This window comes from Rhizobium hidalgonense (assembly GCF_002914525.1).
Classification (GTDB): domain Bacteria; phylum Pseudomonadota; class Alphaproteobacteria; order Rhizobiales; family Rhizobiaceae; genus Rhizobium; species Rhizobium hidalgonense.
On the sequence record NZ_LODW01000059.1, the window covers coordinates 323,909 to 344,132 of the forward strand.

Sequence of the window (20,224 nt, forward strand, 5' to 3'; positions counted from 1 at the left end):
CAGGGACTCGCCCGCCACAGAGGATTCGACAAAGCGGCCATACCGCTGATTAGGCTCGGAATCAGACATGGTGAGTGTGATTTTCAACTATTTAAGCAAGGCGCTGTTTTCTTTAATAAGGAAGAAGCTAAGTTAAGCCCCCTTAAATAAGCGTCTCTCAATTCCACGCCTTGAAGGGATCCGAACCGGCGACCTTGCGAAAGCCCGGTGCTCGCAAAAGGCTGAGCCGCAAGTCGACGAATGACGAGAACTCTCGATCTCGATGGGTGTTCCTATCGATCCATTTCCCAAGTCTGAGAAATCTGCCTCTAGGCATTAGCTACGGCCGGCGGCGATCAGCGCGTGCGCCGCATCGCGAAGCAAACCGGTCGCCTCGCCGGGTTCGAAGACCTGCATGCTGACAAAAGCGCCGTTGATCAGCACCGCGAGTTGCCCGGCAAGCCGGTCGGGTGCCGTAACCGCCAGTCTCCCGGCAATCGTCTTCAGGCGCCGCCGCATTTCACGCATGTGGGTTTCGGCAACTTTGCGGGCGGGGTGACCGGCTTCCGGAAACTCGGCCGCCGTGTTGATCTGCGGGCAGCCCCGGTAATTATCCCGCCCGACTCGTTCGCCGATCCACTCGAAATGGGCGTCGAGTTCAGCTCCGGCGTCATCAGCGTGTTGTTCGGCTACCTGGTCCCAGGTGTTCCAGAAGTCCAGATCCTCGCGCTTCAGGAAGGCCGCGATCAAATCGTCCTTTGTGCCGAAGTGGCGGTAAAGGCTGGTTTTGGCGACACCGGATTTTTCAACCACCAGATCGACGCCGACGGCACGCACGCCGCGCCGGTAGAAGAGTTCCGATGCCGTCTCGAGAATTCTGTCCCGGACATCGTTCACGGCCGGCGCAGGTGCGTTCACTGTGCTTTTTGTCATTTGTGTATCTCCAATTCAGTCACCCTAGCAGAAAGTCGGTTGACACGCTACAGACCTGTATGTTTTATTAAGTACAGACAGGTCTGTAGCGATGGAGAGAGCGGTGACCACTCAACAAGCCGACATTATCAGAACATCACCCCACGCCGTGGCGGTCCTTGGCGCAAATGGCCATACCGGCCGTTTCGTCGTCGCCGAACTCTTACGGCGCGGGCTGAAGCCGATCGCGATCGGACGGAGCGCCGAACGATTGGCAGAGGCGGGCTTTGCCGAACGCGGCGTCGAATGCCGCGAAGCAGCGACAGAGGATGACGCGGCGCTGGACAGGGCACTCACTGGTGCGGCAGCGGTCATCAACTGCGCCGGCCCGTTCATGGACACAGCTGACGCAGTCGTGCGTGCCGCGTTGCGGGCGGGCATCCATTATCTCGACGTAACGGCTGAACAGCCAAGCGTACAAGCGACGTTCGACCGGCATGAGGCTGCGGCCCGGAATGCCGGCGTAGCCGTCATCCCGGCCATGGGATTTTACGGCGGGCTGGCAGACCTGCTGGTGGCGGCCCTGATGGACGAATGGCAGCATGCCGACACTGTCGAAATCCGGATTGCACTAGACAGCTGGCTGCCGACGAAAGGCACGCGCGTGACCGGGGAAAAGAATACCGCAAAGCGCCTGGCGGTCAGCGGCGGGCAGCTTGGGCCTGTGCAGCAGCCGCCGGCCGAGAAAATATCCGTTTTGCCGGCGCCGTTCGGCCAGCAGACATTCGTCGAGCTTCCATTTTCGGAAGTGCCGTTGATCGCCCGCCACGTCCGGACCAAGGAATTGCACACCTTTCTCAGCACGATAGCTCTGCGGGATGTTCGGGATCCATCAACGCCCCCGCCTCAGGCCATCGATGAAACCGGACGATCGGCGCAGCGCTTTGCCGTTGAGGTGATCGTCACGCAAGGCGAGCTGCGCCGCCGGAGTCTCGCCCAGGGACAGGATATCTATGCCGTTACCGCGCCGATCATCTGCGAAGCGGTCCAGCGTATCCTGTCCGGTGAGATCCGTGATACCGGGGCAAAGCCACCGGCTGCCATTTTCCACGCCGCGAGTTTCCTGGGCGCACTCGGCCCCAATCTGTCGGTTGAGACATCGGAAACCTCAGATCTTCAGAAGGTCAGTCCATTGATGGCGTGAGGGACCTCCAGTCTCCAACCTAATCAGGGAGCCTGTTGCTGCACAAATCCCCCGCGAAATCACTCACCCTCGCAAAAGTCGGGCATTTTTTGCGAGGGATCTCTGCGACACTCACATCGGCACGCCGCTCAGAGCGACCCACAGGGCATCAATCTCAATTTAGGCGATTACCGCCTGTTCCAAACAAATGCACCTTCGACAGGTCAGGGGCGATCGAGATTTGTTGTCCCGGTTCCAATTCGACCCGTTCTCGTAGAAGCAGGCTGATATCGACGTTCCCGAGCCTCGCGTTGATGTGGGTTTCTGATCCGGTCGGCTCGACAACGACGATGGTGGCCGGCACGCCGTCCTCGCGGATCGCCATATGCTCGGGGCGGATGCCATAAGTGACGGCGTCGGCGTTTTGCCGGCCGGGCGGCAGAGGCAGGCTGGTCCCGTCCAAAACGAAGCTGCCGCCGCTGACCTTGCCTTCGAACAGGTTCATGGCGGGCGAACCGATGAAAGAGGCGACGAAGGTGTTTGCCGGCCGGTCGAAGAGTTCGAGCGGCTTGCCGATCTGTTCGACGCGGCCGCTGCGCATCACGACGATTTTGTCGGCCATGGTCATGGCTTCGATCTGATCATGGGTGACATAGACGGTAGTGGTCTTCAGCCGCTGGTGAAGCTCCTTGATTTCGGCCCGCATCGTCACACGCAGCTTGGCGTCGAGGTTGGAGAGCGGCTCGTCGAAGAGAAAGACCTGCGGATGGCGGACGATCGCCCGGCCCATGGCGACGCGCTGGCGCTGGCCGCCCGACAATTGCTTGGGCAATCTGTCGAGGAGAGGTCCGAGCGCCAAGATGTCGGCAGCCTCCCTCACCTGCTTTTCGATCGTCGACTTGTTCCGCCCCTGGAGCTTCAGAGCGAAGCCCATATTCTCCGCGACGGTCATGTGCGGATAGAGCGCGTAGCTCTGGAACACCATGGCGATATCCCGCTCCTTCGGCGCCACGTCGTTGACCACCCGGCCGCCGATGCGGATTTCGCCGTCGCTGATCTCCTCGAGCCCTGCGAGCATTCTGAGCAGCGTAGACTTGCCGCAGCCCGAGGGGCCGACGAGCGTGACGAATTCGCCGTCCTCGATATCGATGGAGACGCCGTGGATCACCGGCACGGCACCATAATGCTTGCGGGCTTCATCTATCGTCACCGACGCCATGTCGTTTATCCTCCAGAAATTAAAGACCGAGCTGCCAGATTTCGGCGGCGAGCATATTGCCCTCGGGCGCGCTCAGGCGTACCGCGCGTACACCCTTGAAGCCGGGCAGCCGTTTGGTTCCCGTCCATCGGCCATCGTCGGCGAAGACCTCGAGCGAGCCCGCATCGAGGAATATCCGGATAGTCGACGGGCGTGCGCCCGCAGCGATATAGCGGGGCGATGTCTTGGCATTCGCCACCGAAAAGGGAATGCTCAGCCCATCATCGTTCAGCTGAACAACAACCGTTGCTTCGGAATGTTCGAATTCCAAACGGAACGCGTTGCCGGCTTCCTTCAGCGTCAGCAGGATTTCGATGGAGCCGTTGGCGAGATCGACGGCCTGGCCTTCCAAAAGACCTCCGACATCCAGTCGGTGCCGCCGCAGGCTTTCCGCACCTGACACCGGTGGTGTGATCAGCGCCCCGTTTCGCAATGCCAGCCGGCGCGGCAGGGTCATCGCCGTCGGCATGTCGATCTCTCTGGAAATATCCGTCCAGTTCGCAAGCCACGCAATGCCGACCGGGCCGTCCTCGTCGACGAAGGCCTGAAAGGCATAGGCATCGGTGCCGAAATCCAATTCCTGTTCAAATTCCATGGAGAACTGTTGGCCATCGAAGCGGCCGACGGTCGCAGTCGTCATGTTGCGCCGGCCCGTTGCCGGGTCGCGGCTTGTGAGAAGACCGAAGATCAATGCCCAGCGCGTCGACGGGTCGCCTGCCGGACCGTCGAGCGGCACCATGCAGGGGCACTCCGCCGCCGTCATCCCGAAGCGGTTTTCGCGGTGAAGCATGCCGAGGAACGTCCAACCCGTCGCCGCAGCCGGATCATCTGTTTCGTAGAGCAGGATGACGCCGCCCTCGCGGTCCCGCGTGCCCAGCAACATCTTCCATTTGCCGTCGGGGCCTGAAAAGACGTAAGGGTCGCGGAAGTCAGTGGTCAGGCCGAGCCCGGTGGGACGCGCCGGCAGGATCAGGCTTGCCGGCTCGACATTGACAAGATCGCGGCTGGTGGCCGTGAACTGAACCTGTTCCTCCGGTTCCCGATCCTTCATATGCTCGGTGAAAAAGATGCGAATTCCGCTGCCATCAAGCGCGATCGCCGAGCCGGAAAATGCCCCGCCCCGCCCATCGGCCTGCGCGGCGAGTTCATCCGAAGGCGGAAGAAAGATCGGGAGATGCGTCCAGCGAAGATAGTCGTCCGAGACCGCATGACCCCAATGCATGTTGTTCCAGCGAAGGCTGTGGGGATAGTGCTGGTAGAAGAGGTGCAGCTTGCCGCCGAACCTTCCGAACCCGTTGGGATCGTTCATCCAGCCGAAAGGCGGGCGGAAGTGATAGCCGCCCGGTACGTCGGGGGTAGCATTGGAAGGGCGGACGTGCAGTAGCCGGATGCCTTCTTCGAGAACGCGGGACTGACGGAAGGCATAGAGCACCGAGACCTCGGTCGTCGTGGGATCATAGGAAAAGACGGTCTCTCCGCCTCTTTCCAGCGTCAGTAACCGGAACTCGAATTCATGCGGATTTGAAGTTTCGACAGTACCGGCCGCATTTCCTTCGGCGTGTGCCGTCAGCCTTCCCGGGGCGGCGCCGTGCGACGCCTTGATCCAGGCATGGATCGTGGCCCCCTCGGGCAGGATGGCGCTGATCGTCTCCAGTTCCCTTTCATCGGATGGAGAAATCGCTTGGCTTGTCATCAATTCAACCTTTCACGGCAGAGCCGATAAAGGAACTCACGAACCAGCGCTGGAATGCGAGGTAGAGCCCCAGGATCGGGATCATCATCAAAACGGAGGCTGCCATCGCACGATCCCAGTAGATGCTGTCCTGCCCGAAGAAGGTGGCGATGGCCACCGCGATCGGCCGGGCATAGTCGGTCTGCGTTACGAGGATTGGCCAAAGATACTGGTTCCACGTCTCGATACCCATGAGGATCGACACGGTGGCGAGTGCGGGCAGGCTGAGCGGCAGGAAGATCGAGCGATAGACCCGGAAAAAGGATGCGCCATCGATCTCGGCGGCCTCCAGCAATTCCTTCGGCAGCTGCGCGAAGAACTGGTAGAACAGGAAGATGTAGAGGGGGCTGGCGACCCAGGGCACGATCTGCACCGCGAAGGTATCGGACATTCCCGCCCGGGAAACCATGATCACCAGCGGCATGATGATGCTTTCCTGCGGGATCACGTAGAGCGCGATCACGATCGACAGGATGACGGCGCGACCCTTGAACGATCCCCAGGCCAGGACAAACGCGGCCATCGAATTCACAATCAGGCCGGAACAGACCGTTGTGACCAGGATGATCAGCGAGTTGATGAGGTAGCGTCCGAAGGCGAGTTCGCCCGAGAGGTGGCCGACCTCTGCATAGTTGGAAAGCGTCGGGTTCGACACCCAGAAGGCCCGGAAGCTGCCCATATCGGCCAGAATCTGGAACCGGACATCCTTGAGGCTTGCCACGACCAGCAGCAGCAATGGGGAGACGATCACCAGGGCGATGATGAAGATGCAGATCGTCTGGATGATGCGAAGCACCGCTGCAGCGGAACGGGGCCGTGCTGTGCGGGCCTGCGGGATCGAGAGAGCGATATCAGACATCGAAGCGCCTCAGGAGCTGGCGCTGGATCAGCGCGATGATGAGAACGATCACGAACAGGATGACGGAGACGGCCGAGGCATAGCCCATCTTCTGTTCTTCGAAACCGGCCCGGACCATGTAATGGACCACCGTTTCGGTGCTGCTTTTCGGTCCGCCCTGCGTGAGAATGGCGACCTGGGTATAGAGCTTGAACGCTTGGATGGTCGTTATCACCAGGACGAAGACATGGGTCGGCCGCAGGCCGGGCATGGTCACATGCCAGAAGCGGCGGAAAGCGTTCGCACCGTCGATCTTGGCGGCATCGTAGAGTTCGTCCGGGATGCCCTGAAGGCCGGCGAGGTAGACGATCATCTGAAAGCCGTAGGCCTGCCAAGCCGAGAGCAGGACGAGCGAGAACATCGCCCACTCGAGATCGCCGAGCCAATCGATCGGCTGGATCGCTCCCCCTGAGACAAAGCTGAGGATCTGGTTGAAGGGACCCGTCGGATACTGGAACAGGGTGCCCCAGATGACGCAGACCACGACCATCGAGGTGATCGCCGGCAGGAAGAACATGCCGCGCAGCAGATTGCGGAACGGCAGCTTCTGATGCAGCAGCAGCGCCGTTGCGAAAGCCAGGCCGCACTGCGCTGGAATGATCCAGAAAGTGAAGCGTGAGACGTTCCAAAGGGCGGTCCAGAAAAGATCGTCCTGGAAGATGCGAATGAAATTGTTGAACCAGACGAACCGGACGGGCGTTGGCCGCGGCACCAGAGGCTGGTTGGTCATCGCCGTCCAGAAGGACAAGAGGAACGGCAGGATAAGAAAGAGGGTCAACAGGATCACGGCCGGCGCGAGCATGGCGGCTTCCTGCATCAGCCGTCCCTTGTCATGCCGGCGCGCCGGAGCCTTTCGGACGGATGTCGAAGATGTCGATTGTTGCATGACCATGCAGTTCGTCCTTTCCAAGCCTAAAGCATGCCGCGCAAAAGTGGGCAGCGGCTTTGCCAGGCAAAGCGCTGAGCGCTTTTGCGGCAATGACATGCGCAAAAACAAAGAGCCAAAGCGCGCGAGGAGCGGATCTGAAAGATCTCGACGCGCTTTCGATGCCGGTCCCGCCCTGCGATGTCTGACGGAGACATCGCAGGGGTCGACCTTCCGGCAGCGATGCGCTTATTGCGCGTCGCCGAACGGCGGATATCCGTCATTGTCCGCGATATCCTCATCGATCTTCTTGGCGGCTGACGTCAGCGCCTCCTTCGGATCGCCACCATTGAACACCTCGTCGGCGGCTTGCATGAAGGCCGAGGTGATTGTGGGATAGGCGGGATGCGGCGGGCGCGAGACGGCCGTCTTCGACGCCTGTTCGAAGGCGATCGCCATCGGGCCGCCATTTGCATAGAGCGGAGATTCGGCCGCGAAACTCTTCAGGCCGGGATAACCCGACTGGCTCGCGACGTAGGCTCGATATTCCTTGTCCTTCAGCAGGAAGCTGATGAACTTGGCCGCTATATCGGGATGTTTCGACGTCTTGGTGATCGCCCAGATCCAGGTGCCATTGGGGCTCGCGCCCTTTGTGCCGAACTTCGGAAGCGGCAGCACGACAATATTGTCCTTCATGGTCGCTGCGGCCTCCGCATAGACCCAGTGTCCGCCGAGCGCCAGCGCGGCCGGATTTCCTTCGGCGAAGAACTGATTGGTGCCGGCCGATTGCGGCACGACCCAGCCGTTCTTGACCCATTTCTGCATCATGGCGAGAGCATCGACGCAGGCGTCGCTGTCGAGCGTGCCCTCTGATTTCCAGGCCTTGCGGTCGATCAGGTCGCAGCCGGCCGATTGCAGGATCGGGCCATAGGCATAGGTGATCCACTCGGTCTTGATGCCGTAGCCGCGGAAGGTGTCGATCGGCCACTTCACCCCATCGAGCTTGGAGAGCTTCTCGAGATAGGTTTCGAATTCCTCTCGGGTCCAGGCATCGTCGACGGATTTCGGGATGCGGGCGCCGATCGCTTCGAGATATTTCTTGTTGCCGTAAAGAACCACTGACGAGTCGGTCAGGCCGATCGCATAGAGGTCCTTGTCGATCGGGTATGTGCCTTGAGCGATGTTGGACTCCGTCATGTCGTCGAGGAGGTCCTTGTCGATCAGCGGCTTGATCGGCTGAAGATAGCCCGACCAGACGTAATTGGCGAGGAACGGTGCATCGAGCTCCATGACATCGGGCAGCTGCTTGGCCATGACGGCGGCGCTGAACTTCTCGTTATAGGCGTCGTGCGGCGCATAGATGAACTGCACGTCGACATCGGGGTTGGCCGCCTCGAACCGTTCGGCGACCTTGCCATAGGCGGCGACAAAACCGGGATCGCCCTGATGCATGATCTGGATCGCGGTCTTTTCGGCGGCAGCAGCCCACGGGGCAAAGAGCGCCGATGTCAGGACCAGAGACCAAAGTAAACGATTACCCATTAGAATTCCTCCTCAATTGAATGGGTCGAGTTCAAATTATACGGATGCCCGCTCCACCAGTTGGAACGGCAGTTTCTGCACTCCGACCGGGGGCCGGTCATCGGCAAGCAGGATGTGCGCGGCTTGGCGGCCCATGGCACGGTGCGGCAGCGCCATGGTCGTCAGCGGCGGATCGAGACGCGAGGCGATCTCGACATGGTTGTCGAAACTCGCGACCGCGACATCATCGGGGATACTTGCGCCGCATCGGCGCAACGCGGCATAGACCTCCATCGCCACGCGATCGTTGCCGCACAGGATGGCATCGGGGCGGCGGGGACCCGTCATGAGATCATGCACATGCGTCGGCACGAGGCTGTGGGCCCGGTCGCTATAGATCGCCTTGCTGACGGCGGGCAAGACGATGGCCCCTGCCCCGTCGATGGCGGCGTGATCGAGCGCTTGGCGGAAGCCGAGTTCGCGCAGTTCACCGGCGAGCAGTCCTGGCAGATTGATGAAAGCGATATTGCGACGGCCCGCCTCGATGAGATAGGTCGTAATCTCGATCGCCGCTCCCGCTTCATCTGGCACCAGAGACGTCACGCGGTCGTTGGCATCCCGGCAATTGATCATGACGCCCACGGTGTCGGCAAACTCGGGCGGCAGGTCGACGCTTTTATGATACATAGCGGCATAGGCAATCGCTCGCGGGCGAAATTGCCGCATCTCATCGAGGATCGACGCTACGCTGCGATGGCCGCCGAGCGTCATCGCGAACACGGCCATGTCGGCCCCACGCACGGCGCCGTCGAGCCCCCTGATGATCTCGGTTGCGAAAGGTGAGGTGATCAGGTCATCGGCAACGAGGCCCACGAGCGGCATCCAGCCCTGGCGCATGCTGCGGGCGGCGAAATTGGTGACATAGCCAATCTCCTCGGCTATCTCCTTGATCCGCTGGCGGGTTTCCTCCGACATGCGCGCCGAGCCGCCATGCAGTGCACCTGACACCGTCTTGACGGAAACGCCGGCGCGAGCGGCTATGTCGTTGAGTGAGGCAGTCATGGGTTCTCATGGGTTATCGATTATCCAAGCTGACATCAGTCGCGTTCCATCGAGTCAAGAATGTCAATCCTCGACGCTGACCGATGAAAAAAAACCCGCCGAAGCGGGTTTTTTTGGGCGAAGAGGCCACTCAGTTGTTGTGGGCTGCGCAGGCCTCGTCCATTGGCGTGGCGTTGCTGGTGCCGCCCTGCGTCTGAAGATTGGCGGAGTTGTTGACCGGGTTGGGGCACTTGGTCTTGTCCATCTTCATCGTGCCGCCGGTCGTGGAGCCCGTCGTGGTGCTATCCATCGCCATCGGTTTCTTGGCCTTCGTGTCGGTCGTGGCACCGCCGCCCTGATCGGCCTGGTTCTTGTCGATCGTGGCGCCGGCCGGAGCCGGATTGGACTGGGCGAAAGCCGACGTGGCCATGCCGAGGGCGAAAAGCGAAGCTGCTACGAGTTTCATACGCATCTGATGTCCTCCTTGGGATCTTTGCGTGCTTGGCCTATCCACAACCTCGCCGCCACATCATTGTTCCGCTGATGCTGATAAATGCGGACATGCAGAGTTGAGCCTATTTTGCGTAAAGCGCCCGTGATCGTTCGAGGTGATTGAGCAGCGCCATTTCGGAGCCGTCGACATCGTTGGCTTCGAGGCGGTCGACGATTTCGTCGTGTTCGGCCAGCGTAAACTTTTCCTTGCCGGTCCAGATTAGCATCTCGGTGTGATATTCCTTCAGCCAGGCGAGCATCGCTTCGCTGACGGCGACGTAAATCGGATTGCCGGAGATCTGGGCGATGCGGGTGTGGAATTCCATATCGGCGTCGATGAATTCTTCGGCCTGCCCGAGCGACAGGCGCTGGCGCTCGATGATGGCTCTGAGGTCGCTGATATCGTTTGCCGAGGCGCGTTGGGCGGCCTCGCGGGCCATGCCGCGTTCGAAGAAGATGCGCGCGCTTTTCAGGTGCTCCAGTGAATCGGCCGATTGTGACAGCATGATCTTGGCGGTGAGGTCGACCTGGCGGAAAATCGACTTTGCCGTCAGCCTCAGCACCTTGGCCCGTTCGCCGTGCGAAATGCTGACGAGGCCCTTGTTGGCGAGCGACTGCATGGCCTCGCGGATCGCCGGGCGGCCGACGCCGAAGCGCTCCATCAGCACCCGCTCGGAGGGCATGTCGTCATCGGGCAGAAGCTCGCCCGAGGTTATCATTCGCTCAAGTGAAACAGCGGTGAAGCTTTCCTTTCGAAATATCGAGGTCCATTTCTTCGACCAGCGGACCCAGCAGCGTTTGCACGCCTGAGACTCGTCGCGCGCAGGGCCTAAACGCGACATCGGGGTTGATGATGTCAGGCGCGCTTGACGATGCCTCATCTTGGCAGAAGAAATGCGACGTGTAATCTAATCTCCGAAGATCGCCGATAGGTTGTCGGCTGACGATGAGGGAGCCAAGACATGCACGTTCGAAAAGCCGTCTCCTCGGACGCCGGGGAGTTGAGCGCACTGCTGAACGAGATCATCCGCGCCGGCGGAACGACAGCACTCGAGACCCCGCTTTCGGCCGCCGAGTTCGCCGATTGGTTCATCGACGGCGAGTTTTCTCTTGTCTGCCATGTTGCAGAACACGGTCAGTCGCTGATGGGCTTTCAATCGCTGAGCCTATACGGCGACCCGCCAAAAGGCGTTGCCGACATTGGGACCTTTGCACGTCTGAACCCGAAGACCGCAGGCGTCGGCAGCGCGCTTTTTCCCGCGACCCGCGCGGCTGCGAAAGAACTCGAATTCATCAATGCGACCATCCGCGCCGACAATGTCAGCGGACTTGGCTATTATGCGAAGATGGGCTTTGAGACCTATGACAGGCTGCTCCAGGTTCCACTTCAGGATGGGACGCCTGTCGACAGGATCAAGAAGCGTTTCCGCCTAGACGCCCGGCATCACGCGACGCCTGACGCCCAAGGAGCCGACGGCGTTATCGGAAAACGTTGACGCGGCAGGCTGCTCGCATCTCATCGATGTGCGGCGAGTACTTGGGGCAGTATCGGTGGAAGCGTTTCAGTGAACGAGCATAGAAGCGTGCATAAGGTAGTTCACCGACGCTGCCGAGCACATGTCGCTCGTCGCGAAACGGAAGGCGACGCTGGGACGGCGGAAGTCCCCTTTCGACAGCCGGATTGATGATGGCGGATCGAACTGGCAGCGGATCGAACATCCGCTGCCAGAGATGATTCAACAAGTGGACTGCTTATTTCGCCGGGGCTTTGTAGGCAGATGCGATTTTGCCCGCCTTTTCTTGGGCGGCCTTGAATTCCGCACCCGTGTATGCGCGCACGGTTTTGATATTCGATACTGCGCCTGATGCGCCTACGACAAGAAGTGCGGGGATCAGGTCAACACCGTCAGGAAATTCAGCGATTACCATCCAGTCAGTTTCACCGGTCGTGACGTAGAAAGAACGCTGTTTCCCACCTGCTGCTTCCATGATGGCACGGGCCGCCGCTTCCCGGTCCGATGGATCGGCGATCATTCCCTTCGCTGCCGTGGCTGAATAGCACCCTGTGATTATGAACAGTGGCATAGGACATCCTCCCTCAACAAGCGGGCAGATCGGGGTGATCTGCCGCATATTCAATATCTCACATCCACGCGGTCGCCGCGATTAGATAAACCGGATTAAAAGCCGGCGTAGGTCGCCGTGTCGTCAAGAAGCCCAGCGCCGCCTCTCCTCCGTCGAAACATCGACGGACGAAGATGCCGCAGCTCCCGGCGACCATGCTCGCTCGGGCTTGAACGCTGGAGCCGCTAAAGCTCACCGGCACGTAGCGCCTTTGCCTACCAAACCGGCAACGCCACCGAATGTGCCCCACTTACTGCGGCGACGGGTTCGGGTTTGGTAGCCCAGCTATTGTAAGTCTATGACGTAACAGCGTAGTTTTCTCCAATGGAAGCAAAAATGCATTTTACTTCCGCCATTGGGGTAGGCTACTGTACGACGCTGTCGCGTCCGACGATCCCTGATCAAGTATCGATGGACGGATGTGAAGACGCAAAGACGCGGGAAACGGAACAGACGAAGACATATCCGGAGAATGCCCATGCCTGATGCCATGTTCACCGCCGAGGAACTTGCTTTGATCCGCCGGGCTTACGCCCATCAGGTGGCGGCAACTGCGGCAACGACCAACCCACGGATCGAGGCTGCCTTTGCCGTCGTCCCTCGCGAAGAGTTCCTCGGGGCGCCACCATGGCAGATTGCCGGTCTGGGCGGAGGATATCGCCCCCTGGGCTCCTCTGATCTGGTTCTTGCCTATCAGGATGTGCTGTTTGCCCTGCAGCCCGACAAGGGCGTTAACAATGGCAGTCCGTCTCTGCATGCCCGCCTCCTGGCGGAACTGGACGTCCAGATCGGTGATCGCGTCGCCCATATCGGTGCCGGCACCGGCTATTATAGCGCCATTCTCGCGGAGCTGGTCGGCGCCACCGGTCATGTCTATGCGGTCGAAATGGATTCCGGTCTGGCCGGCCACGCGCAAGCAGCGCTTGTCGATCGGACCAATGTCACCGTCATCACCGCCGACGGCAATCAATGGCCGCAACAAGATGTGGATGCGATCTACGTGAATTTCGCCGTCGGGCGACCGGCGGCGCCGTGGATCGAAAGGCTGCGACCTGGAGGGCGCCTGGTGTTGCCACTCGGCGTACCGCGCCAGGGCCGACCATCGAATGGCGGTCGTCATGCCTCCCATGGTGCCGCACTTCGTATTGAGCGTGGCGCGACCGGATTTGCCGCGCGTTGGATCGGCAATGCCTATTTCGTCTGCGCCGAAGGTGGGTTGGCGATCGACGAGAACGAGGTGGAGAAGCTCACGGCCGCCTTCAAGCGCGGCGGCATCGAATTCATCAAAAGCCTTCTCTGGAAGATCGAGCCGCGGGTAGGACGCTGCTGGTATATCGGCGACCAATGGGCGCTTTGCTACGACGACGCCTGAGACATTCATCGCGCAAGGGGCGGGCGCTCCGTCTCATGGGGAATGGAGGGCGACGCAGCCCACCTCCGATGTCGATGTCTCCGCCCTTCGGCCGGTTTGATCAGTTGAGGACAATCGAGACCGCGACGGCGCTAGACATCCAGTGCAGACGGCACGGGCGACAAGACGCTGAAGTCGATCTCGGGTCCGATTATCTTGAGGGAAGATATGTCTAGTTTCGCGATGAGGGTGCCTGGCCAGAATAGCGAGAGCCCGGCGCGGGAGAGGTGCGCCGGGCTTCGATAGTGACCGACAGCCTGGGAGGAGGATGCTGTCCGTCGGATCCAAGCGGCTCGGAGGGGGGAGCGCTTCGGTCCGCCATGAGGTAGTGCCGCACCGCGGCAAATTCAAGCCTTGTACGCGACCTCATCCCGGTGATGATGGACGAAGGGCGGGCGAGGCGCGTCACCGTGATAGCCTGCGGCTGGATTGGTGTGGTGTTGTCCGCGGACAACTTGCGCTGCGCCGTTGATCGTTTCTGAAGCGCCGGCCGCGCCTCGTAATAGTCACCTCCGGTTCCCTCCCCGCCCTTCTGGCCCTGTGCGGAGCGCGCGCCTGATGACCCCTGGATGGGCGGGCATCAACCTCCATAGCCGAACTGAACCCGGAGTGCGATGCATCGGGGTTCTGATACTTGGCGCTCCTACCGAGGGCCGCCAGTGTTCCTTGTTGAGGGCGTCATCCTCCAGCCTCCACCCTTTGGGGCGCGTGAGCCGTCGCGCTCCAAGTTGCGCCCCTGTTTCATTTGGCGTCGCTGCGGCCACCCCGTCCCTCGAGGCTCATGCGGAGCGCCTGAAGTCGGGTCTCTTTGGGGGGGCGGCCAGTTGTCCGCGGACAACTGGCCGGTGACCTTCTGCGCGACCCAATCCTTCGAGATCTTTGGCGGGGTCCCTCGTCCTGGGGATGCGGTCGGAGGTCTGGGCCGGGGAGCGCGCACCAACCCTGCGTCTGGGTCATTCGGCGCCGGCATTCCGCGTTGACGATTGAGTGCTGCAAGGTGCTGAGGAGGCCCTCTTGGGCCGGGACACGGCCTTCGTCAGCGCCTATACTCGAGGTGCGGTATCCCAATGCCCGCTGCTGAGCGGCAGGGTCCTCCGAAGTTCCATGTCGAAGGCGCCATCCTTCGGCACTCATCTTTCGGAGTTGCGCGCCCAAAAGCGGGAGCTGGAAGGGCTCACTCCAAGGTCTTCCGTTGCAGTCCATTTGGCGCGGTGCGGCCCTCTCGCCCTTAGGCTCCCAGCGAGGCGCTCAGGATAAGATGTGGCGTGACCCAAAAAGTCGTGCCCGGTTGTCAGGCGACAATCGGCATCAACTTCCGGCGTGCTAGGTGCGTCTCGATGTTGTCGGTGGCGCCTCTCAGGGGGAGGCTCGTAGACCGGCGCGGCTTCCTCATCGTCCGCAACAGAATCCCAACGCCTTCTGTTGCGGCCGGCATCCTCCGGCACCTACATTCAGAGGCGTGCAGGTCACGCCGGAGCCCCGACGGGCGCGCGCCAACGCCGCTGTCTGCATTCATTTGGCGTAGGCGCGTCTCAGGGCGAAGGCACTGTTTGTGGGCGCCGGCCTCCGCTTCCATGTCGAGCCAAACCTGCGGCGCGGCGCATCGAGACCCAGATCGCTGTTGTGCCAGTGAAACGGCGGAATCGTCCGCATTTCCTATTGAGGCGGCATCGCCAACGTTTCTCGTCCTGGGGGTGTAGTCGCAGGTCGCGGCCAAAGGACCTGCTCCATCGTTGCGCCTTGCATTCGTGCCGCGTCGTCACGCCCTATGCACCTTGGGAACCCGTCCGGGACCCACGATTGGTTGGCCGCGGACAAGGCCGCATCGCCAACATTACCAGCCGTGGTGCGCAGAAGATGGCGCGGGGCCCTGAAGGACGCGGCCCAAGCGGCTTCTCGCATCTGGCCGCGGCGGGGCGGCCGCTTGGTCCTTCTGCGCGCGGTACCGTCCAATGTTCCCCTTCCTGAGGTGAGTGAAGCTCTCGCCTCGTCCTTCAAGGCATCTACGGGGCATCTAAGGATCGGGGTCCTCTTGGGGGTAATCCTCTGTGCCAGTTGTTGGATAAGAGGCGGTTGTCCGCGGACAACGGGATGTCGTTCGGGGCTCTCCTTCTTCCCGTACTCCCGGCCGCTGCCGTCTTCCAAGTCGTTCACGTCGGGCGAACAGTGGCATCGTCGAGGTTGGGCCAGGACTGTTCCAGGCTTTGGATGGAGCCGCCCGTTCGCCGAGGTGGGCGCGCTGTTCGGTCGCGGATAAGGGGATCTGGCGCTGCTAAGCGTTGCCGCCATCACTGTTGTTGAGGCCGAGTGCTGGTTGGTTGCTGTTGTCCGTTCAACGGCTGCTCGGATGTCAGGCGCCAGTGTTGAGCGGGCGAAAGCGGGATCGACTGGCGGCATCTTGGGTCCAGGAAGTCGCGCGATAGGCGATTTCCGACCGTCTGGAGCTGCAATTCGCGGCGCCGCCCCCCGTGAGGTGGAGAATTACACGTGCGGTAGTAACAAAAGTAAACTCCACGTTTGGTTCCGTGACGAGAAGAAAAATGATTGTTATCAGATGGTTGTGGTCTGAGGCGTATCCGGGATCCACGGGCCGTTTATGGCGCTGACGGCCCCATTGCCCTCCCCTGCGTCAGAAGGCAGATGAGAAAGCACGGCTTGCATCCTTTTGCGGTACCCCGCGTTATCCACCCAGAAAATCAGACGATGGCAAATCAGGGGGCAGGGTAATGGCAGATGCGCTTCCACTCAAGAGGTTCACCATCGCCGCTGCGATGACGGCCGCGGCCGTCGGCGCATTCATGTTGATGCAGGCAAGGCAGGGCGGCCCGCTCGGCCCGCTCACAGAACCCCACCGCGCGATTGACGATCATGGTCGTAGCGCCACCGTGCCCGAGGCTATTCCGCTCAGCGGTCTTCGGGATGTGTTCTGGCGGGTTTACCATGAAGTCCTGAACGACCGGGTGACGCTCATTGCCGCGGGTGTGACCTTCTATCTGCTGCTGGCGCTGTTTCCCGCCATGGCAGCGCTGGTCTCTCTCTATGGGCTGGTTGCCGATCCGATCACCATATCCGAGCATCTTCGCGAACTGGCCGGTCTGTTGCCGCCGGGGGCCTTCGACCTCCTGGCCGATCAGATCAAGGAACTCGTCAGCAAGCGCGACAGCGCGCTCGGCATCACCTTCTTCGTCGGTCTCGGCATTGCGCTGTGGAGCACGCATAGCGGCACGCTGGCGATCTTCGATGCGATGAACGTGGCCTATGAGGAGGACGAAAAGCGCGGTCTTATCCGGCTGAACCTCGTCGGCCTCTGCTTCACCTTCAGCGCCATGCTTCTGATGGTGGTCATGGTGGCGCTTGTCGGCGTCATGCCGGTCGTCCTCTCCTATCTCTGGCTCGATCAGTTCAAGGAACATATGGCCCTTCTGCTGCGGTGGCCGCTGTTGCTGCTGGTCGTTGCGGTGGCGGTGACCTCAGTCTACCGCTTCGGCCCGAGCCGGGAGCCTGCCAAGCTCCGGTGGATGACGTGGGGTGCTGCTCTAACGACCCTCGCCTGGGCGGCCATGTCGCTTGCCTTCTCCTTCTATCTCGATCATTTCGCCAATTATAACGCCACCTACGGCACTCTGGGTGCGCTGATCGGCTTCCTCATCTGGATCTGGCTTTCGGTCGTCATTCTCGTCATCGGCGCAGAGCTCAACGCCGAACTGGAACATCAGACCGCCAGGGACACGACAACGGGCACACCGCTGCCGATGGGTGCACGCGGCGCCTATGTCGCAGACACTTTGGGCGAGGCCGTCAACTGATCATTGAGGAGCATCATCGATGACTGCTCCTCAGACTTGGTTTTGATGTATTTTGTCCTTGGGCAATCCCGACAGAGGAGACGATCATGACGGCCCCGCATCCTTCCAAAACCCATATCGGCAATCATGCACTGCATCCCGAAACGCAGATGCTGAATTACGGCTACGATCCCGAACTCTCGGAAGGGGCGGTCAAGCCGCCGGTATTCCTCACCTCCACCTTCGTTTTCAATTCGGCCGAAGATGGCCGCGACTTCTTCGACTACGTCTCGGGCCGCCGCGAGCCGCCGGCCGGGAAGGGCGCCGGTCTCGTCTATTCGCGCTTCAACCATCCCAATAGCGAGATCGTCGAGGACAGGCTTGCCGTCTACGAACGGACGGAAAGCGGCGCACTGTTTTCCTCCGGCATGGCGGCGATCGCCACCACCCTGTTGGCTTTCGTGCGGCCGGGCGATGCGGTCCTGCATTCGCAGCCGCTCTACGGCGGAACGGAGACATTGCTGGCCAAGACGTTCCTCAACCTCGGCGTCGCCGCCATCGGGTTTGCCGATGGCGTCAGCGAAAGCTCGGTGCAGAAGGCGGCGGACGAGGCGATGGCCAAGGGCCGGGTCTCCGTCATCCTGATCGAGACGCCGGCCAATCCGACCAACAGCCTGGTCGATGTCGCGATGATCCGGCGCGTGGCCGACGCGGTCGGCGCAAAGCAGGGGCATACGCCGATCATCGTCTGCGACAACACCCTGCTCGGCCCGGTCTTCCAGCGGCCGATCGAACACGGCGCCGATATCTCGCTTTATTCGCTGACCAAATATGTCGGCGGCCATTCCGACCTGATTGCCGGCGCCGTTCTCGGCCGCAAGGCCGTCATCAAGCAGGTCAAGGCGTTGCGCGGCGCGATCGGCACGCAGCTCGATCCGCATTCCTGCTGGATGCTCGGCCGCTCGCTGGAAACGCTGCAGCTGCGCATGGAGCGGGCAAACAGCAATGCGCGGGCCGTCGCCGATTTCCTGCGCGATCATCCGAAGGTCGAGAAGGTTCATTACCTGCCCTATCATGATTCGGATTCGCCGGCCGGCCGGACCTTCGCCGCGCAATGCACCGGCGCTGGCTCCACCTTCTCCTTCGACATTCGCGGGGGTCAAGCCGCCTCGTTCAAATTCCTGAATGGGCTGCAGGTCTTCAAACTGGCGGTCAGTCTCGGGGGCACGGAATCGCTGGCGAGCCACCCGGCCGCTATGACGCATTCCGGCGTGCCGGCCGATGTCCGCCAGCGCATCGGGGTGCTGGAATCGACGATCCGGCTGTCGATCGGCATCGAGCATCCGGACGATCTGATCGCCGACCTGGAGATGGCGCTGCAAGCGGCCTGAGGCGGTTTCTGTCGTGTCAATGCCCGGCGGCGCCGGGCATTGACACGACGACATCACTTGTCGTCGGTCGTCAGTTCTTTCTCGTCGGTATCCAGCACGAAGACGGCAAGCAGCCGTGCCGGCTTGGTCTTGCTGCCGTTTTTGCTGACGCTGTGATGATCGCCGGGAAATTCGGAAAAACTCTCACCGGCCTTATAGGTCTTCTCCGGCCCGTCATTCACCTTACTAGTGATCGACCCTTCGAGAACGGTGGCATAGATGAAGGCCGACTTGGGATGAGTATGGCCGGGCGAGGTACCGCCAGGCGCATATTCAACGAGCACGCCTTTCATGCTTTTGCCGGGAACATTGGGAAGCTTCTGGTCATAGACGACGGTGACCTTCGCTTTGCCGCCCGATGCAGCGTAAGCCTGCGCACCGGCTGCGAGGACAACGGCAAACGCGGCCGTCGAAACAATCTGTCTGAACATATGGGTCTCCTGCATTGATGGGAATAGTCGCGACAGTCGGCCGCCTCGCCTCAAGCGCTCTTTTTCTGCGCCGGTTGCCGGCTGAGCCAGTCGTCGAAGCGGATCCGGCCGAGCCGCGCCTTGGGCCCGGTTACCAGCGAATTGTCTTCGAGTTCGACGCCGAAATAGCGGGCGTGCGGATCAGCCATCACCTGGCGCGGATCGTTCGTCGCTTTCAGCAGGCGCGTGACGATGTCGGTGAGGCGGATTTTCTCCGGTCCACCGATCTCGATCGTGCCATTGACAGGCGCGGCCAGCGCCACCTCGGCCATGACGTCGGCGACATCGTCCGAGGCGATCGGCTGCACGTAGGCGGGCGACAGATGCACCATTTGCCCGACCGTGCCGGACTGGGCGATGCCGGCCATGAATTCGTGGAACTGCGTGGAATGGACGATGGTGTAGGGGATGCCGGAGCCCTTGATCAGCTCTTCCTGTGCCATCTTGGCGCGCATATAGCCGCTGCCCTGCAATCGCTCCATACCGACGATCGACAGCGCGATGTGGTGCTTCACGCCGGCGGCAGCCCCGGCCTTGAGCAGATTGCGGCCCGATGTCTGGAAGAATTCCAAGACGGCCTTGTCTTCGAAGGAGGGCGAGTTGGCGAGATCGAGCACCACCTGCGCTCCGACAAGCGCTTCCGCCAGGCCTTTGCCGGTGATCGTGTCGACGCCTGAATTCGGCGACGCCGCCAACACCTCATGTCCCTTGCTGCGCAATCTTTCCACGGTCTTCGAGCCGATGAGCCCGGTACCGCCGATAATGACGATCTTCATGGGTTAGTCTCCTTGTCGTTGCGAGGTTTTCCTCTGTTGACTTGCCTTTGCTGAAGGAAGGCGGGCAGGAACTGCTCTGCGTGCCGAAACCGCATGCCACGAGGCAAGCGGCTTCATCGGACGGAACCGATCGCCAGGAGAATGCGCCGGATCGTGGGCCTGAACCATTCTCTCTCGGTCGCTGTCGACCTATGCCAAGGCAGTAGGAAGGCTAGTCCTGCGGTCGAAGGTTCGTGCGGAAACGGAGAAGATCTGCGTCATCCGGCGTCACCGAGGGATGGGGCGGAAGGAGATGCTGCGGCCTCTCGATGCCCTTCGGATACTCGGGGACAAGAAGATATGTTGCG

General features: G+C 61.1%; 17 protein-coding genes. 5 read left to right on the plus strand and 12 right to left on the minus strand.

Annotated elements, in window-relative coordinates; translation table 11 throughout:
• Positions 1-315: 315 nt before the first annotated feature.
• Positions 316-912 carry a TetR/AcrR family transcriptional regulator gene (locus ATY29_RS19020; RefSeq protein WP_003572073.1) on the minus strand — a complete coding sequence of 199 codons (597 nt, stop codon included), beginning with the start codon at positions 910-912 and terminating at the stop codon, positions 316-318.
• A gap of 91 nt (positions 913-1,003) precedes the next feature.
• On the opposite strand from ATY29_RS19020, the gene ATY29_RS19025 reads away from it, so the two are divergent.
• Positions 1,004-2,095, plus strand: a complete 1,092-nt coding sequence (locus ATY29_RS19025) for a saccharopine dehydrogenase family protein (RefSeq protein ID WP_097533034.1) — start codon at positions 1,004-1,006, stop codon at positions 2,093-2,095.
• 154 nt (positions 2,096-2,249) lie between these two features.
• On the opposite strand, the gene ATY29_RS19030 is transcribed toward ATY29_RS19025, so the two are convergent.
• From ATY29_RS19030 to ATY29_RS19065, 8 genes are all read right to left on the minus strand, one after another.
• The gene (locus ATY29_RS19030) at positions 2,250-3,293 is read right to left on the minus strand and encodes an ABC transporter ATP-binding protein (RefSeq protein ID WP_003572068.1); all 1,044 of its coding nucleotides are present in this window, start codon (positions 3,291-3,293) and stop codon (positions 2,250-2,252) included.
• Positions 3,294-3,312: 19 nt separating this feature from the next.
• Positions 3,313-5,025: a GH32 C-terminal domain-containing protein gene (locus tag ATY29_RS19035; RefSeq protein ID WP_097533082.1), complete on the minus strand. Its 1,713-nt coding sequence runs from the start codon at positions 5,023-5,025 to the stop codon at positions 3,313-3,315.
• A 4-nt stretch (positions 5,026-5,029) separates the two neighbouring features.
• A complete protein-coding gene (locus ATY29_RS19040) occupies positions 5,030-5,923 on the minus strand; it encodes a carbohydrate ABC transporter permease (protein ID WP_097533035.1) in 894 nt (297 codons plus the stop codon).
• Complete coding sequence (locus ATY29_RS19045; protein WP_097533036.1) at positions 5,916-6,854, minus strand: carbohydrate ABC transporter permease; 939 nt, start codon at positions 6,852-6,854, stop codon at positions 5,916-5,918. The genes ATY29_RS19040 and ATY29_RS19045 overlap by 8 nt, the downstream gene beginning before the upstream one ends.
• Positions 6,855-7,076: 222 nt before the next feature.
• Entirely contained in the window at positions 7,077-8,369 is a 1,293-nt protein-coding gene (locus ATY29_RS19050; protein ID WP_025417965.1) for an ABC transporter substrate-binding protein, read from the minus strand.
• A gap of 36 nt (positions 8,370-8,405) precedes the next feature.
• Positions 8,406-9,410 (minus strand): LacI family DNA-binding transcriptional regulator, encoded by a 1,005-nt coding sequence (locus tag ATY29_RS19055; protein WP_097533037.1) that lies wholly within the window; start codon positions 9,408-9,410, stop codon positions 8,406-8,408.
• 130 nt (positions 9,411-9,540) lie between these two features.
• Complete coding sequence (locus ATY29_RS19060; RefSeq protein ID WP_003572057.1) at positions 9,541-9,861, minus strand: hypothetical protein; 321 nt, start codon at positions 9,859-9,861, stop codon at positions 9,541-9,543.
• Between the two features lie 103 nt (positions 9,862-9,964).
• The gene (locus ATY29_RS19065; protein ID WP_244597421.1) at positions 9,965-10,600 is read right to left on the minus strand and encodes a transcriptional regulator NanR; all 636 of its coding nucleotides are present in this window, start codon (positions 10,598-10,600) and stop codon (positions 9,965-9,967) included.
• A gap of 243 nt (positions 10,601-10,843) precedes the next feature.
• Here ATY29_RS19065 and ATY29_RS19070 point away from each other — a divergent pair, with 243 nt between their 5' ends.
• On the plus strand, positions 10,844-11,377 hold the full coding sequence (locus tag ATY29_RS19070; protein ID WP_097533038.1) for a GNAT family N-acetyltransferase: 534 nt from the start codon (positions 10,844-10,846) through the stop codon (positions 11,375-11,377).
• Positions 11,378-11,633: 256 nt separating this feature from the next.
• Here ATY29_RS19070 and ATY29_RS19075 read toward each other — a convergent pair whose 3' ends face one another.
• Positions 11,634-11,966: a GYD domain-containing protein gene (locus ATY29_RS19075; protein ID WP_003572051.1), complete on the minus strand. Its 333-nt coding sequence runs from the start codon at positions 11,964-11,966 to the stop codon at positions 11,634-11,636.
• Between the two features lie 517 nt (positions 11,967-12,483).
• On the opposite strand from ATY29_RS19075, the gene ATY29_RS19080 reads away from it, so the two are divergent.
• From ATY29_RS19080 to ATY29_RS19095, 3 genes are all read left to right on the plus strand, one after another.
• Positions 12,484-13,377: a protein-L-isoaspartate O-methyltransferase family protein gene (locus ATY29_RS19080; protein WP_097533039.1), complete on the plus strand. Its 894-nt coding sequence runs from the start codon at positions 12,484-12,486 to the stop codon at positions 13,375-13,377.
• A gap of 2,765 nt (positions 13,378-16,142) precedes the next feature.
• Positions 16,143-17,222 carry a YihY/virulence factor BrkB family protein gene (locus ATY29_RS19090; RefSeq protein WP_097533041.1) on the plus strand — a complete coding sequence of 360 codons (1,080 nt, stop codon included), beginning with the start codon at positions 16,143-16,145 and terminating at the stop codon, positions 17,220-17,222.
• An 86-nt stretch (positions 17,223-17,308) separates the two neighbouring features.
• Positions 17,309-18,592, plus strand: a complete 1,284-nt coding sequence (locus ATY29_RS19095) for a cystathionine gamma-synthase family protein (RefSeq protein WP_097533042.1) — start codon at positions 17,309-17,311, stop codon at positions 18,590-18,592.
• A 53-nt stretch (positions 18,593-18,645) separates the two neighbouring features.
• On the opposite strand, the gene ATY29_RS19100 is transcribed toward ATY29_RS19095, so the two are convergent.
• Positions 18,646-19,062 (minus strand): cupin domain-containing protein, encoded by a 417-nt coding sequence (locus ATY29_RS19100; RefSeq protein ID WP_025417970.1) that lies wholly within the window; start codon positions 19,060-19,062, stop codon positions 18,646-18,648.
• Positions 19,063-19,112: 50 nt separating this feature from the next.
• Positions 19,113-19,877 carry an SDR family oxidoreductase gene (locus tag ATY29_RS19105; RefSeq protein WP_097533043.1) on the minus strand — a complete coding sequence of 255 codons (765 nt, stop codon included), beginning with the start codon at positions 19,875-19,877 and terminating at the stop codon, positions 19,113-19,115.
• Positions 19,878-20,224: the final 347 nt, after the last annotated feature.

Excerpts from the sequence above, each read along its gene's own strand:
- ATY29_RS19020 (WP_003572073.1), bottom strand. The coding sequence starts at position 912 with ATGACAAAAAGCACAGTGAACGCACCTGCGCCGGCCGTGAACGATGTC.
- ATY29_RS19025 (WP_097533034.1), top strand. The coding sequence starts at position 1,004 with ATGGAGAGAGCGGTGACCACTCAACAAGCCGACATTATCAGAACATCA.
- ATY29_RS19030 (WP_003572068.1), bottom strand. The coding sequence starts at position 3,293 with ATGGCGTCGGTGACGATAGATGAAGCCCGCAAGCATTATGGTGCCGTG.
- ATY29_RS19035 (WP_097533082.1), bottom strand. The coding sequence starts at position 5,025 with ATGACAAGCCAAGCGATTTCTCCATCCGATGAAAGGGAACTGGAGACG.
- ATY29_RS19040 (WP_097533035.1), bottom strand. The coding sequence starts at position 5,923 with ATGTCTGATATCGCTCTCTCGATCCCGCAGGCCCGCACAGCACGGCCC.
- ATY29_RS19045 (WP_097533036.1), bottom strand. The coding sequence starts at position 6,854 with ATGGTCATGCAACAATCGACATCTTCGACATCCGTCCGAAAGGCTCCG.
- ATY29_RS19050 (WP_025417965.1), bottom strand. The coding sequence starts at position 8,369 with ATGGGTAATCGTTTACTTTGGTCTCTGGTCCTGACATCGGCGCTCTTT.
- ATY29_RS19055 (WP_097533037.1), bottom strand. The coding sequence starts at position 9,410 with ATGACTGCCTCACTCAACGACATAGCCGCTCGCGCCGGCGTTTCCGTC.
- ATY29_RS19060 (WP_003572057.1), bottom strand. The coding sequence starts at position 9,861 with ATGCGTATGAAACTCGTAGCAGCTTCGCTTTTCGCCCTCGGCATGGCC.
- ATY29_RS19065 (WP_244597421.1), bottom strand. The coding sequence starts at position 10,600 with ATGATAACCTCGGGCGAGCTTCTGCCCGATGACGACATGCCCTCCGAG.
- ATY29_RS19070 (WP_097533038.1), top strand. The coding sequence starts at position 10,844 with ATGCACGTTCGAAAAGCCGTCTCCTCGGACGCCGGGGAGTTGAGCGCA.
- ATY29_RS19075 (WP_003572051.1), bottom strand. The coding sequence starts at position 11,966 with ATGCCACTGTTCATAATCACAGGGTGCTATTCAGCCACGGCAGCGAAG.
- ATY29_RS19080 (WP_097533039.1), top strand. The coding sequence starts at position 12,484 with ATGCCTGATGCCATGTTCACCGCCGAGGAACTTGCTTTGATCCGCCGG.
- ATY29_RS19090 (WP_097533041.1), top strand. The coding sequence starts at position 16,143 with ATGGCAGATGCGCTTCCACTCAAGAGGTTCACCATCGCCGCTGCGATG.
- ATY29_RS19095 (WP_097533042.1), top strand. The coding sequence starts at position 17,309 with ATGACGGCCCCGCATCCTTCCAAAACCCATATCGGCAATCATGCACTG.
- ATY29_RS19100 (WP_025417970.1), bottom strand. The coding sequence starts at position 19,062 with ATGTTCAGACAGATTGTTTCGACGGCCGCGTTTGCCGTTGTCCTCGCA.
- ATY29_RS19105 (WP_097533043.1), bottom strand. The coding sequence starts at position 19,877 with ATGAAGATCGTCATTATCGGCGGTACCGGGCTCATCGGCTCGAAGACC.